11 protein-coding genes are annotated in these 14,503 nt (G+C 41.5%); 1 reads left to right on the forward strand and 10 read right to left on the reverse strand.

Going from position 1 to position 14,503, the window contains the following annotated elements; all coding sequences use genetic code 11:
• Positions 1–10: 10 nt before the first annotated feature.
• From fmt to recJ, 5 genes are all read right to left on the reverse strand, one after another.
• Complete coding sequence (gene fmt, locus G631_RS0111580) at positions 11–1,003, reverse strand: methionyl-tRNA formyltransferase (protein ID WP_026489586.1); 993 nt, start codon at positions 1,001–1,003, stop codon at positions 11–13.
• Between the two features lie 22 nt (positions 1,004–1,025).
• Positions 1,026–1,517 carry a peptide deformylase gene (def, locus tag G631_RS0111585; protein WP_026489587.1) on the reverse strand — a complete coding sequence of 164 codons (492 nt, stop codon included), beginning with the start codon at positions 1,515–1,517 and terminating at the stop codon, positions 1,026–1,028.
• Between the two features lie 119 nt (positions 1,518–1,636).
• Positions 1,637–3,895 (reverse strand): replication restart helicase PriA, encoded by a 2,259-nt coding sequence (gene priA, locus G631_RS0111590; protein ID WP_026489588.1) that lies wholly within the window; start codon positions 3,893–3,895, stop codon positions 1,637–1,639.
• A 78-nt stretch (positions 3,896–3,973) separates the two neighbouring features.
• On the reverse strand, positions 3,974–5,467 hold the full coding sequence (locus G631_RS0111595; protein WP_026489589.1) for a UDP-N-acetylmuramoyl-L-alanyl-D-glutamate--2,6-diaminopimelate ligase: 1,494 nt from the start codon (positions 5,465–5,467) through the stop codon (positions 3,974–3,976).
• A 245-nt stretch (positions 5,468–5,712) separates the two neighbouring features.
• Positions 5,713–7,593 carry a single-stranded-DNA-specific exonuclease RecJ gene (recJ, locus tag G631_RS0111600; protein ID WP_026489590.1) on the reverse strand — a complete coding sequence of 627 codons (1,881 nt, stop codon included), beginning with the start codon at positions 7,591–7,593 and terminating at the stop codon, positions 5,713–5,715.
• A 245-nt stretch (positions 7,594–7,838) separates the two neighbouring features.
• Between recJ and G631_RS0111605 the strand changes: the two genes are divergently transcribed.
• A complete protein-coding gene (locus tag G631_RS0111605) occupies positions 7,839–8,318 on the forward strand; it encodes a DUF2798 domain-containing protein (RefSeq protein WP_026489591.1) in 480 nt (159 codons plus the stop codon).
• A 106-nt stretch (positions 8,319–8,424) separates the two neighbouring features.
• Here the strand turns inward: G631_RS0111605 and G631_RS0111610 are convergent, their stop codons facing one another.
• The 5 genes from G631_RS0111610 to G631_RS0111630 form a co-directional block, all read right to left on the reverse strand.
• Entirely contained in the window at positions 8,425–10,689 is a 2,265-nt protein-coding gene (locus G631_RS0111610; protein ID WP_026489592.1) for a protein translocase subunit SecDF, read from the reverse strand.
• 15 nt (positions 10,690–10,704) lie between these two features.
• Complete coding sequence (scfB, locus tag G631_RS0111615) at positions 10,705–12,144, reverse strand: thioether cross-link-forming SCIFF peptide maturase (protein WP_026489593.1); 1,440 nt, start codon at positions 12,142–12,144, stop codon at positions 10,705–10,707.
• Between the two features lie 170 nt (positions 12,145–12,314).
• Positions 12,315–12,461, reverse strand: coding sequence for a six-cysteine ranthipeptide SCIFF (gene scfA, locus G631_RS19005; protein WP_013281386.1), 147 nt, complete (start codon positions 12,459–12,461; stop codon positions 12,315–12,317).
• A gap of 92 nt (positions 12,462–12,553) precedes the next feature.
• The gene (locus G631_RS0111625; protein ID WP_026489594.1) at positions 12,554–13,840 is read right to left on the reverse strand and encodes an HlyC/CorC family transporter; all 1,287 of its coding nucleotides are present in this window, start codon (positions 13,838–13,840) and stop codon (positions 12,554–12,556) included.
• A complete protein-coding gene (locus tag G631_RS0111630) occupies positions 13,837–14,502 on the reverse strand; it encodes an HAD family hydrolase (protein ID WP_026489595.1) in 666 nt (221 codons plus the stop codon). The genes G631_RS0111625 and G631_RS0111630 overlap by 4 nt, the downstream gene beginning before the upstream one ends.
• Position 14,503: the final 1 nt, after the last annotated feature.

Consider the following 14,503-nt stretch of genomic DNA (forward strand, 5'->3'; position numbering starts at 1 on the left):
AAAGAAATTATTATCCCAACTTCTGTCCAACTTCAAGCTTGTATCCAAGAAGGAAGTCTTTTACTGCCATTCTCTTCTTACCCTCAAGCTGTACCTCTGATATCTGAAGGAAACCATCTCCAGTAAGAACAATAAATGAGTTCTTGAGAACTGCCACAACAGAGCCAACTTCATTTTTCTCTATGAGTGCTGTTCTAACATCATCTTTGGAATCAGATAGTTCTTTTACCAGCTCATCAAACTTAAGTTTCAAAAGAGCCTTCGCTTTCCAGATCTTAAAGGTCTTGCCGCCAAGCTTTGTAAAAGCAGAAGGCCATGGATCAAGGCCTCTTACAAGATTGCGGATAGTTTCAGCATCCTTGGAAAAGTCAATTTTGCCCATATCTTTGCTGAGTTTTCCACATTTTGTAGCCTTCTCTTCATCCTGAGGAACAGGTGTAAGCTCGCCTTTCTCAATCTTAGGAAGAGCATCAACAATAAGCTCTCCACCCAGAACTGCCAATTTATCAAATAAACCGCCGCCGGTCTCATCCTCTGATATCGGAATTGTTCTCTGAATCAGGATATCTCCAGTGTCCATTCCAGCAGCCATCTGCATGATTGTAACTCCGGTTTCCTTCTTGCCATCTATGATGGACTGCTGAATAGGAGCAGCCCCTCTGTACTCAGGAAGAAGGGAAGCATGAATATTGACACATCCAAGCCTTGGTATATCAAGGATTTCCTGTGAAAGAATCTGTCCAAATGCAGCTACCACGTAAATGTCTGCATCGTACTTTTTAAGTTCAGCCACATTCTCAGGAAGCTTTATCCTGACAGGCTGAAAAACAGGTATGTTGTGCTCAAGAGCGCAGGCCTTAACATCAGAAATCTGAAGTTCTCCGCTTCTGCCCTTGGGCTTATCTGGCTGAGTCACCACAAGGAGCACCTCATGTCCAGCTTCTATTATCTTTTCAAGAGCAGCCCTGGCAAAATCCGGGGTACCCATAAAAACTATCTTCATTTATATATTGCCTTTCAGATTATTATTCTTCCTCTTCTGCGTCAGCCATAAGCTCCTCGTTGTCCACAAGGTCGCCTTCAACCTTCTCAACATACATGTGGCCATTGAGGTGGTCATTCTCATGAAGGATTGCTCTCGCCATAAGTTCCTCGCCTTCAACGACAAACTCATTTCCATCAAGATCCATCGCCTTAGCCTTTACATAATTAGGTCTTGTTACAATTCCTGACTTGCCTGGAACTGAAAGACATCCCTCATAGCCAGTCTGTTCGCCGCTTGTTTCAAGTATCTCAGGATTGATGAATACCATTGGATCTTCGCCAGTGCAGTCAATTACAAATATTCTCTTTAAGATTCCAACCTGTGGTGCTGCAAGGCCTACGCCGTTTGCCTCATACATTGTCTCAAACATGTCTGCCACAAGTTCTCTTATTCTAGGTGTTATCTCTTTAACTTCCTTGCAGTTCTTGGCAAGGACATCATCACCATATTCTCTAATTGTTCTAAGTGCCATTTATTTCTTTCTCCTCATTATTTATTGCTATTGTTATTGTTTCTTTTTTGGTTTTATTCTGAACACACACTTATTTATTACATAGTATACCATGATGTAGGTATCAAAAGAAATTTTAATCAAAAACCATTAACGGGGTCAAAGTCAAACTGGACGGATATACCCTTCATCTGGCCAATGTCCTCAAGCCCCCGGATATATTTTTCCAACATATCTTTATAGGCAATAAGGCCCTGGTAGTCATCCATTTTAACATAAACTGCCATTCGGTAGACATCATTTATCTTGCTAATGGCTGCCGCGGCAGGCCCGATAAAGACTACGCCTTTTTGCCCTTGTTGCTCCATGATGGCGCGAAGTCTGGTGGCAAACTGCATGCCTCTGTCCTCGTCGCTGCTCATTATCTGCACTGACATCATGTGAGCTATTGGGGGATAGCGCAGCAAATCTCTATAAGCTATCTCTTCTTCATAAAAGCCCTCGTAGTCTTGTTTGGAAGCAGCAACAATCGCATAATGCTCCGGGTCATAAGTCTGGATTACCACGTTTCCTTCCTTTTCCCCGCGTCCTGCTCTTCCAGCAGCCTGAGTTATAAGCTGGAAGGTTCGCTCGCTGGCTCTGTAGTCGCTTGCATATAAAGACATGTCTGCAGCAAGAATTCCCACAAGAGTAACATCCGGGAAATCGTGACCTTTTACTATCATCTGGGTTCCCACAAGTACATCTGCCTCTTTAGATGCAAAGGCAGAAAGAATCTTGTCATAGCTTCCCTTTGTCCTTGTGGTATCAGCATCCATCCTAAGGACTCTGGCCTGGGGCCAGAATTTCTTTACCTCATCCTCTATCTGCTGGGTACCAGCTCTAAAGGATGAAACATATTTAGATCCGCACTTGGGACAGATCTTCCTCATAGGCTCCTCGTAGCCACAATAGTGACACACCAGCCTGCCACCTCTGTGCTCCGACAAAGAGACATCGCAGTGAGGACATTTAAACACGTGTCCGCAGGATCTACAGGATACAAAGCCAGCAAGGCCCCTTCTATTTATGAACAGCATTGCCTGCTCGCCCTTTGAGAGCCTGTCCTCCATAAGTTCCTGAAGTCTTCTGGAAAAAATAGATCTGTTTCCGGTTCTTAATTCTTCCCTAAGGTCCGCAATTTCAACTTCAGGAAGAGTTCCACCGGTAAGTCTTCTCTTTAACTCAAATAAATGATACTGCCCGTTCTTGGCTCTATAGTAGGACTCAAGAGATGGTGTAGCTGAGCCCAGAACAACACTTGCACCCTCTGGCACAAGTTTGGCAAGCTCAATAGCTGCCTCTCTTGCATGATATTTAGGCATGGACTCGCTCTTGTAGCTGGATTCATGCTCCTCATCTATGATGATGATCCCGGTGTTTGGAAATGGGGTAAAAAGAGCTGATCTGGGCCCAATAATAATGTCTATGTCGCCAGTTCTTGCTCTCTCCATCTGATCAAATTTTTCACCTGGGGAGAGGCTTGAATTCATAACAGATACTCTGTCTCCAAAGTGTCTGTAAAATCTCATAAGAGTCTGGTAAGTCAGCGCTATTTCAGGGATAAGAACTATAGCCTGCTTACCTCTTTTTACAACTTCATCTATAAGTGCGATATAAACCTCAGTCTTGCCGCTTCCAGTGATACCGTGGATAAGATAGGTATCTCTTTTACCCTGATCCATATCTGAGATTACGCAGTCAACAATGCCCTGCTGCTCAGTACTTAGGACCTTTTCTCCATATCTGGAGGAATCACCTGCGACAGGCTTTCTATAGTATTCCTCTTCCTCAATCTTAAGGATTCCCTTATCGGCAAGACTCTTTAAAGTAGCTGCCGTAACATGGAGCTTATTGGTTATAAGCTCATAGGGAATCTTATCCTCAGGCGTAGCAAGGATTTCAGCCATGATCCTCTCTCTGGCCTTCTGCTTTTTAGCTACGCATTCGTGATAATACTCAGTTGCTTCCCTTAGATTCATCCGAAGGGAAACGAACTTTCTCACCTTTTTATCCATCTTCTTGGTGGCAGGAATAACAGTCTTGAGGGCTGCGATCATGGTAGATCCATAGTATCTCTTCATCCAGGCTGCGAGCTTTATTGAAATATCCTCTGCTGAAAGGTTATCTTTAGGAATACTTACTATTTCCTTTATCTTGGCCGGATCCCAGTTTGCTTCATCAGTAAGTTCCAGAACATAGCCCTTTCTCAAAGTGTTTCCTCTTCCGAATGGCACGTCAACAGGAGAGCCTACTTCAATTCTATCTCGTAGCCTCTCCGGAATCCTGTACTGAAACAGTCTGTCGACCTTTTCATGGGATATGTCTATTATTATGTTTGCATACTCGCATGAAGTCATATTTCTGGTATCATCACACTCCTCAAACTCTTAATTAACCCACTGAAAAATCTTACCATATTAATGAAACGGACTAAATTATTTTTCATTGCGCTCTGCGAGGATTTCCTGGATGATGACACGCTCATCCATAGGGTATTTAACGCCCTTGATCTCCTGGTAGTCTTCGTGGCCCTTGCCGGCAAGAACAATGATGTCACCCTGCTCGCCATGATCTATGGCATATCTTATGGCCTCTTTTCTGTCTGTGATCTTGATGTACTTGCCATCAGTTTTCTTCATGCCTGTCTCAATATCATCCATGATTGCTTCTGGTTCTTCATATCTTGGGTTATCAGAAGTGATAATAGTGAAATCAGAATACTTGCCTGAAACTTCACCCATCTCAAATCTGCGGAGTTTACTTCTGTTACCGCCACATCCGAATAAACTTATCAGTCTGTTTGGATGGTAGTCTCTAAGAGTTGTAAGAAGACTCTTAAGGGCCATTGCATTATGTGCATAGTCGATCATAAGAGTGAACTCATCAGAAACCTTGACCATCTCAATTCTGCCCTTAACCTTGGCTTCCTTGAGAGCTGGAGCGATTTCCTCAGGTGTGCAGCCAAGCTGGTTTGCAACTGCAATTGCGCAAAGAGCATTATAAACACTGAACTTTCCAGGAGTCTTGATCTCTGCATGCATGTTGATAAGTCCCTCTGTGTCAAAGAAAACTCCCAGTTCTCCTGGCTTTCTGATATATGCAAGATTGATTGCCCTAAGGTCAAGGCCTTCACCAAATCCGTAAGTATAAGCCTTGCAGGTGTGTCCCTCCAGAATATCCTCTGTGTGGATATCATCTCCATTACAGATACCGATCCTGCACTGTTTGAACAAAAGACCTTTGCAGCGCATGTAATCTTCAAAGTCAGTATGCTCATTAGGTCCAATATGATCTGGTTCAATATTTGTAAAGATTCCGATGTCAAAGATAAAGCCCTGGGATCTATGAAGCATAAGTCCCTGGGATGAAACCTCCATAACTACGCAGTCACAGCCAGCTTCAACCATTTTTGCCATGTATTCCTGAAGTGTATATGACTCAGGTGTTGTATTCTCAGCATGGATATGCTCATCACCGATTATAACCTCGATAGTTCCGATAAGGCCGCACTTGTGACCTGCATTCTCAAGCATATTTCTGATAAGATATGTTGTTGTGGTCTTGCCCTTTGTGCCTGTGATACCGATTGTCTTGAGCTTGCTTGCTGGATTCCCAAAATATGCTGCTGAAATAAATGCCATTGCATACCTTGTATTCTCAACTCTTATGACTGGAAGATCGCATCCTTCTGGAAGAGTAACCTCTCCCTCTACTACTATAGCGCCAGCCTTTTTCTCAAAAGCCTCTGCTGCACAGGAGTGTCCATCAAAGTTTGCTCCCTTGATACAGATAAAAAGAGATCCCTCAGATATCTTTCTGTTATCATTAACAACATCCTTAATCTCAATATCTTCTGCACTTAATCTCTTGTCTGTGTTGCCTTCTGTAATAGTATAATTGAGCCTTTCTAATAATTTTGACAGTTTCATACCAGTACCTCCATGATAAAAAAACTAATTTTTAAGCTAGTTAAATGCAATTAATTTAAGCTAATTTTTAACTAATTTAGATTAATTCTAATTTTTATAATTTTTTCACATTTTATTCACAATTTTTTGTTAATATAATTTACATGAAGTGAGTGTAACAACTCACTATCTCCCCCTCATAAGAAACCGCAGACACACGCTTATGCGTGTGTTTTTGTGGCTTTAGGGGTTATTTTTTTGCTCATTTATAGGTAGTCATTCATAACAATCTGTAGACTATCTCTTCCCTGATAACTATTAATATCCGGATAATAAGCAATGCTAACCTTCATACTACCATCTGTATTTCCAAGATATAGATCATCTACAGCTTTCTGCCCATATTTTTCTCTAAGATAATCATGCCATTTATCCATGTCCCCAAAATACATCATATCATATATAAGGCCACCCTCGTCTGTTACGCGGTATTTCCCACAATTCTTGTTCTTACCTAGAATTCTGCCAGATAATAAAGCCACATCTCTCTGAGCAAAAATAGGTTTAGCATTGCCATTTCCGAAGGGTTCGAGCTTCTCAAATTCCCTGACAAGATCCAAGGATGCGTATTTAAGAGGCATTACCATATCCACATGAAGAACAGGTACAAAATCTCCCTGGGCAAGCCTGCAGTTCTCATTAAGTCTTCTCCTTAGTTCCTGAATATTTTCCTCAGGAAGAGAAAGACCTGCCGCCATTTTGTGTCCGCCAAATTTTGTGAAAAGTTCTTTGCACTTAGAAAGTTCCTCGTACATATCGAACTTTTCTATAGATCTGCCAGACCCCTTAACTCCGCTGTCAGCCGCCTTAGTCAGAACAATCGTGGGCCTGTAATATTTCTCTTTTACCTTGCCCGCAATTATTCCAGCGATAGACTCATGTACTTCAGGAAGGTAGATAACAAGAACCTTTGGTAGTTCACCACTTTCATCAATTTCCTTTTGGACATATTCACAGGCGCTATCTACACCTAGTTTAGTCATGTCCTTACGATTATCATTGAGCTGCTTTAAAATAGCTGCAGTGATGGCAGCCTTACCTTCATCATCAGAAAAGAATAGTTCCAAAGCTCTGGTTGCCAGGTCAAGCCTTCCTGTAGCATTAAGGCAAGGTCCTATCACAAAGCCGTAGTGATAACAGGAAATCTTGCTCTCATCAAGGCTATTCTGGTGGATGAGGGCTTTTAAGCCAAGGTTTCTGGTTTCGCCAATAAGTTCAAGAGATTTCTTGACTATAACCCTGTTCTCATCCTTAAGTTCCATAACGTCGCAGACAGTAGCAATTCCTGCAAAGATCAGCATCTCTTTAAAGTAATTTGCCAGATTCTGTCCTGCCTTATCCTTCTTGCAAGCTCTAGTTCCATACAAATCCTGAGCTGCATTATAACCCGTAGCAAGCTCAGCAAGAACCTGTATGAATTTGTAAGCCACAACTGCTCCACAGATTTCTTTAAAAGGATATTCTCCCTCCTGGCGTTTAGGATCTATAACTGCATCTGCAGGTGGAAGAATCTCTATCCTTGTCTCTAAATCTCCCTCATCACCTTCTGTTTCAAAAGGCACTTCATGATGATCAGTAACAACCACCGTCATACCTTTCTCTTTGGCATGTGCAATCTGCTGCGCAGCAGCAATACCATTGTCACAGGTAATTATGGTATCAACACCTGCTTCAAAGGCTTCGTCCACAAGTTTGATGCTAAGTCCATATCCATCTTTGACCCTGTCAGGAAGAACACAATCCACATCTCCCTTAAGAAGTCTGAGTCCAGATGTAAGAATGAAGGAAGAACATATCCCATCTACATCATAGTCTCCAATAACACGAATCTTGGCGCCAGCATTGATTCTATCAAGCATAACCTGTGCGCCTTTCTCCATGTCTGCCATTTTCCTGGGATCATGAAGCATCTCAAGTCCGCCCTCAAGATATGCTCTGACCGCCTCGTCATTGCAGTCAATTGTCTCTGTCTCTCTACTTCTAATAAGCCTGTTAGCAATAAGCCTAGCTGTAATGTCTCTAATACCAAACTCTTTGGATAATCTATCGAAATCGGCTTTTTTATTAGCCACCATCCATTTTGACATAAACTTCCTCATTTCTATATATTAAATAGTGCGCATCACTTTGCATGCACTGCTATATTATACCTTATTCTCACAGATTTTAAAAAATTACTATTACATCAAATTCCTTTTTCTGCTATAATCCCTACTTGTTGCAAATTTTATAGGAGAACAAAAGCTGGTAACATTGGAAACGCACACCACCTGGTGATAACGAACAACACGCTTATGATCTTCCCCACGGTATCATGAAAGGAGAAGAGAACATGTTACCACAGAACAAATTTCAAGAAGTTATTTTTACATTCGTTATGGCCTTTGTAATGGTCTACGCCATGATCTGCTATAACATTTCACTAAACGTTGGCGGAATGCAGAATTTCGTTTTTCTTGCAGCCTTTAAAGAGATGCTGATCATGTGGCCTGTTGCCATTGTATTAGAGCTTTTATTTGTAGGAAAGCTTGCCCAGATTCTGGCATTTAGATTTGTTACACCTGGCAAAGATCCTATGATCATGATGATCCTGGCCATTTCAGCTATGTCAGTATGCCTTATGTGCCCACTTATGAGTCTTGTTGCTACAATTCTTTTTAAAAACGCTGGTTCACAGTTTGTTGCTGTATGGCTTCAGACCACAGCTTTAAACTTCCCAATGGCTCTCTGCTGGCAGATTTTCTTTGCTGGACCTCTTGTAAGAAATGTATTTGGTTTCTTTGTAAAGACATTCTCTAAAAAGAACAAATAATAAAAAATCAAAATATAACTAATCGAAAAAAGCCGGAAACAGGTGATCTTAAATCTCCTGTTTCCGGCTTATATTTTTGTCTCTATTTCAAATCAGTTAGTTCTCATCAAGCCTTCTTAGCAAAGAATGTGCTGAACTTTGTCTTAAGATCATACCACATTGGTGATGCAATGAAGATAGATGAATATGTACCGCAGATAACACCAACCATAAGAGGAAGGGCAAATGCCTTGATATCAGCAACACCAAATACATAAAGTGCACATACTGTAAAGAATGTTGTAGCTGATGTAAACAAGCTTCGTGTTACTGTCTGGCCTACACTGCCATTAACAAGTTCTGCATATTCCTTCTTGCTGTTTGCATTAGCAAGGTTCTCACGGATACGGTCGAAAGTAACGATTGTATCGTTGATAGAGTAACCGATGATTGTAAGAACTACAGCGATGAAGGTATTACCAACAGCAAATCTTGTAAATGCATAGGATACGATAACAATAAGTGCATCATGTGCAAGAGCAATGATAGCAGCTGTACCGAACTTGATATCCTTGAATCTGATCCAGATGTAGATCAGCATGCATACAAGTGATACTAAAAGAGCGATGATAGCATCTACTCTCATCTCGCTACTGATAACTGAGCTGATTGTCTCAGCTGCAATGTTGTCAGCAGATACGCCGTAATTGTTAACAAGTACATCCTCAACAGCCTCTCTCTGAGCAACTGTAAGAGTTGATGTCTTGAAGATAACCTGATTTGTTCCAGTAACTGTCTGAATTGAGATCTGGTTGATGCCAGCAGCCTCTTTAATATCTGCTGCAACTGTCTTCTCAAGATCTGCAAGTTCCTTGGCTTCATCAAATGTAACTGTTGTTGATGTACCACCAACGAAATCAAGTGAGTAGTTGAAAGCACCCTTGCCCTGTGCGCTGTTAACGCCCATAGCTATAAGTCCAGCAACTACGATAGCGCATGATACTCCGTAGAATACCTTTCTCTTTCCAACAAAATCAAACTTAGGAGCTGCCTTAGCCTTGCCATAAAGAGCAGGATGTGTAAGGCCGATTCCATAGAAGATAGATGTGATCAATCTTGTAATAACAAGGGCTGTGAACATTGAAAGAACAATACCAAACATAAGAGTAATAGCAAATCCCTTGATTGAACCTGTTCCTAAAATGAAGAGCCAGAACGCAACAATAAATGTTGTAACGTTACCATCAATGATTGATGAAAGTGCCTTGTGATAACCAGCCTTTCTAGCCGCATCAACATCCTTGCCACCTGCAATCTCTTCCTTGATACGAGAGAACACAAGAACGTTAGCATCAACCGCCATACCGATTGAAAGGATGATACCTGCAATACCAGGAAGTGTAAGTGTCTGATCAAATGCTGACAGCATGAATACCATAAGTCCTGAGTAGAATGCAAGTGCAAGTGTTGCAGAAAGACCAAGTATTCTGAAGAAGACGATCATGAACAATGCGATAAGACCAAATCCAACAGCTGCTGCAATAAGCGATGTTCTGATAGCGTCTGTACCAAGCTGAGCACCAACTACGTTAGAACGAAGTTCGTTAAGCTGAAGCTTAAGTCCACCGATACGGATATTAGAAGCAAGCTGTGAAGCATCTTCATAATCTGACATTCCTGTGATTACAGCCTTGCCATCTGTGATAGCAGCCTGAACTGTAGGAACGCTGATGAATCTTCCATCATAGTAGATACCAATGCTCTCGTTGTTAGCAAATGCCTTGGTTGTAGCGTCTGCGAAAGCCTTGGCTCCATCTTCTGTAAATGTAAGAGATACTACAGGCTCATTTCCGCCATAGGAATCCTGCTGATATACAGCCTGTGCTGACTCAACATCAGAACCTGTAAGAACAATAGAGCCATCAGCCTGAAGCTCTTCAATTGTCTTATTAAGCTCGTATGTATAGAAAAGACCATATACTGAATCGAGCTTCATCTCATAGTTTGCGTTACCCTCAGAATCTGTCTGAGCAATAAAGTAAAGGTTACCAGGCTGGCCAAGCTCTTCCAATATAGCATTGGCATCTGATACACCAGGGATCTCAATGTTAATTCTGTTAGAGCCTTCCTGATATACAAGTGACTCTGTGCTGTACTGATCTACTCTCTGCTGAAGTTTGTAGATAGTATCTGCCATGTCTTCCTTATCAGGGTTCTCATCCCCAACAACTTCGTAAGTGATGCTGACACCACCAGCAAGATCAAGTCCAAGAGGAATACTCTCAAGTGAACCTGATTTGTCTTCGCCAAGTCCTACAACTGCTGAATACCCAAGACCCCCAAGGAGCGCCAGCATCAGGATCAGAGCGAATACTGATTTTAAGCGTTTCATACTAAAAATCCTCCGTTAACCTTCTTCTTCGGCTAAAGCCGCTTTTATCATAATGGCACATTCTATGCGCTTTCTCTGAAGCTCACAGCCGTGCTTATATGTCGTATTGATATCCCCATTAAAGTTGTATGCATTGGCTGCACAACCGCCACTACAATAATATCTGGCAAAGCACTTCTCACACTCAGGGCGAGAATATACATTGCTCTTCTTGAACATTTCTCTGATGTCATTGCGAGTAATTCCATCGTAAACATTACCCATAATGAAATCTTCATTACCAACAAACTGATGGCAAGGATAGAGGTCACCCCAAGGTGTTACTCCAAGATACTCACATCCTGAACCACATCCTGAAAGCCTCTTAGCTACACAAGGACCACCCTCAAGATCAATGTTGAAGTGGAAGAAATTAAAGCCTCTTCCCTCCTTGTGTCTCTCGATATAGAACTTGGCAAGCTTGTCATACTCTTCGCAAAGCTTTGGAATATCCTCATCCTTAAGAGCATACCAGTCTTCAGGCTTGGCTACAACTGGTTCTACAGAAATTTGCTTGAATCCAAGATCTGCAAGATGCTTGACATCCTCAGAGAAATCAAGGTTATTGTGAGTAAATGTGCCTCTTACAAAGTATCTGAGCTGGTGACGACTCTCTGCAACCTTTTTAAACTTAGGAACAATATCGTCGTAGCAGCCCTGTCCTCCCTTTCGAGGGCGCATGAAGTCGTTGACTTCCTTACGTCCATCTATAGAAAGAACTATATTGCCCATTTCCTTATTAACATACTCAAGGATCTCATCATTAAGAAGAGTTCCGTTTGTTGTAATTGTAAATCTGAAGTTCTTGCCGGCTTCCTTCTCAATGGATCTGCCGTATTCTACGATTTTCTTGACAACTTCCCAGTTCATAAGTGGTTCGCCGCCAAAGAAGTCTACCTCAAGATTACGTCTGTTTCCTGAATTCTTCACAAGGAAGTCAAGAGCAGCCTTACCAACCTCTTCTGTCATAAGTGCTCTTCTGCCGTGGTATTCACCCTCATCAGCAAAGCAGTACTTACATCTAAGATTACAATCGTGGGCGATATTAAGGCAAAGAGCCTTAACTACAGTGTCACGATTCTGAAATTCATCTACATAATTCTCATATACATCATCAGTATAAAGAACCTCTGATGCACGAAGCTCTAAAATCTCCTCTAAAGCTTCCTTAACTTCATCCTGAGAATATTTCTCATTGATATCTGAAACTGTCTTAACTTCATCAAGAAGCCAGTTAAGTTCTGCCTCATCAACTCCGTTATTATCCTCAGCAGCTGCAGCAGTGCCATATTTCTCCTGCAGTTTGTTCTCTACAACCTCTATAAGGTCGAAAACAACATCATCCACAACATGAACTGAACCACTGTTTACGTCCAGAACAATGTTATAGCCGTTGTTCTTATAAGCGTGAATCATAAAAACTCCTATTTCCTAAATTTAAAACTATTGTACATAGCCAGACTCGAAAATGTAAACAGTTACATAAAGTTAGGCAGCGACAAAGTCGCTGCCCGCCATGACTAAATCATGTGTCCGGGATAAACTATGATGCTCTTCCCGGAATATCTGTAACCGGTTACTGATAATTACTTGCTAAGCTGTTCGCAGCTCTGATTTCCTACAGTGCAGGAAGTCTTGCAAGCAGACTGGCATGATGTCTGGCACTCGCCGCATCCGCCCTTCTTCATTGATTCCTTAAGATTTCTTGTAACTAATGACTTAACATGTTTCATAATTGCCTCCTACTTGAAAATCTGGTAACAAACCATTTTTCGAGTTTTTCATCAACTTACTATAACATATTTCAATTAATTTATAAAGAGTTTTATTCTTTTGTTTCTGCATCTGTATCGGCTATTGCTTTGGGTGCGACAGACATAAGCACTTTAGTTATCCTGTTTCTCTTGATAGCCCTTGCAGTAAGGGTTATTCCGTTATCAAGATTAACAGTTTCTCCGTAACCTGGAAGCCTGTCAAGATTCTCGATCATAAGACCACCGATAGAATCGTAATCCTCAGAATCAAGTTCTGTTCCCAGGGCATCATTTATATCATCAAGCTTCATGTTGCCCTCAACAAGATACCTTCCTCCGCCAAGATCCTTGATAAGCTGAGCCTCATCTGAGTCATACTCATCTCTGATCTCACCAACAATTTCCTCTAAAAGGTCCTCTAAAGTGATCATACCTACGCAGGTTCCATATTCCGACAAAACAAAAGCTACATTTTGAGACTTTTCACGCATCTCCATCAGAAGATCTGCAGTCTTTTTGTATTCATAGGTATAATAAGCTTTTCTAAGATTATCTGTAACCTTGAAATTGTCCTTATCCTGCAAAAGAATCATATCCTTTACATTTATAAGGCCAATGATATTATCCTGTTCATTTCCCTCATACACAGGAATTCGGGTGTACATATCCTCCTTGAAGACCTTCATGACTTCGTTGTAGTCTGCTTCCGAACTTACGCAGCTCATGTCAATCCTTGGGATCATGATATCCTTGGCTACTGCATCAGAGAAATCAAAGACATTGTAAATGATTTCTTTTTCTCCAGTCTCAATAACACCGTCCTCGTGGCTTACATCAACATAGGTCTTAAGCTCATTTTCTGTCATGGCCTGCCTATTCTGTACGTCAATTCCAAGGATTTTCAGGATTCCTGAGGCTATTCCGTTTACAATAAAGCTTACAGGAGTGGTAATTGCAATGACAAAAAGAACTATCTTGCAATACCAAAGTGACATATTCTCAGCATAAGCTGTAGCCACAGTCTTGGGCAATATCTCTCCAACTATAAGAACAACCAGAGTAAGGACTCCTGTACCAATTCCTACAGCAAAGCTTCCCCAAAGATCCGTGACAAAAATAGTCATGAGAGCTGATGCGCTCAAATTAACAATATTGTTTCCAATTAGGATCGCTGATAGCATCTTCTGGGTATCATCGCAAATTTTCAGCACCTGTTTAGCTCTTTTACTGCCCTCATCTGCCAGAGCCTTTATCTTGACTCTGTTTACGGTCATAAAAGCCGTTTCTGCAGAAGAGAAAAAAGCTGAAAGAAGCACTAATACCACAAGCACTATCAGCCTTACTAAATGAACGTTCAAGTTTCTTCCTCCTGTAATACATCAAGTATCTGCATAGGATCAGTTACAAATATGTTCTTCTCAGCTCCCGCTGCTAAAAGTTCTTCCTTGGTCCTAAAGCCCCAGAGGCAGGATATGCATCTAAGCCCGCTATTTACAGCTGTCATGTGGTCTACTTCAGAGTCTCCTACATATATGCAGTCCTCTTTTTTGGTGCCAAGTTCCTTCATAGCTTCTATAACAGTGTCAGGAGCAGGTTTTTTGCGTATTCCTGCTGATTCACCAATTGCTACAGTAATGAATTTACTAAAGTAGAGGTCATTCAGCTCTTTTACCGCGTTCATATATTTGTTGGAAACTATAGCAAGCTTGTAGCCTCTGTCATGTAGCTCTTTTAAAAGGTCCATGATATGTGGATAAGGCCCTGTCTTGTCATTACAGTGAACAAGGTAATATTCCTTGAAACAGGAAAAGACTTCCCCAAATGCAGGATTCTCCTTGCCCCCAGGAACAGAAAGCTCCATGAGTCTCTCTACTCCATTTCCAACAAAATGTCGTATTTCTTCTAGTGTCCTCTCTGGCATTTCAAATTTGTCAAGAGCGTAATTAACGCTATCCATCAGGTCTTCCAGTGTGTTAAGAAGCGTGCCATCAAGGTCAAATATAACAGTATTGCATTTCATA

Origin of the sequence: Butyrivibrio sp. XBB1001 (assembly GCF_000424505.1) — a bacterium.
In the GTDB taxonomy this organism is placed as follows: Bacteria; Bacillota; Clostridia; order Lachnospirales; family Lachnospiraceae; genus Butyrivibrio.

Coding starts and splice junctions, on each gene's coding strand:
- G631_RS0111595 (WP_026489589.1), bottom strand. CDS start 5,467: ATGAAACTGTCAAAATTATTAGAAAGGCTCAATTATACTATTACAGAA.
- G631_RS0111630 (WP_026489595.1), bottom strand. CDS start 14,502: ATGAAATGCAATACTGTTATATTTGACCTTGATGGCACGCTTCTTAAC.
- G631_RS0111605 (WP_026489591.1), top strand. CDS start 7,839: ATGTTACCACAGAACAAATTTCAAGAAGTTATTTTTACATTCGTTATG.
- fmt (WP_026489586.1), bottom strand. CDS start 1,003: ATGAAGATAGTTTTTATGGGTACCCCGGATTTTGCCAGGGCTGCTCTT.
- recJ (WP_026489590.1), bottom strand. CDS start 7,593: ATGTCAAAATGGATGGTGGCTAATAAAAAAGCCGATTTCGATAGATTA.
- G631_RS0111610 (WP_026489592.1), bottom strand. CDS start 10,689: ATGAAACGCTTAAAATCAGTATTCGCTCTGATCCTGATGCTGGCGCTC.
- priA (WP_026489588.1), bottom strand. CDS start 3,895: ATGACTTCATGCGAGTATGCAAACATAATAATAGACATATCCCATGAA.
- scfB (WP_026489593.1), bottom strand. CDS start 12,144: ATGATTCACGCTTATAAGAACAACGGCTATAACATTGTTCTGGACGTA.
- def (WP_026489587.1), bottom strand. CDS start 1,517: ATGGCACTTAGAACAATTAGAGAATATGGTGATGATGTCCTTGCCAAG.
- scfA (WP_013281386.1), bottom strand. CDS start 12,461: ATGAAACATGTTAAGTCATTAGTTACAAGAAATCTTAAGGAATCAATG.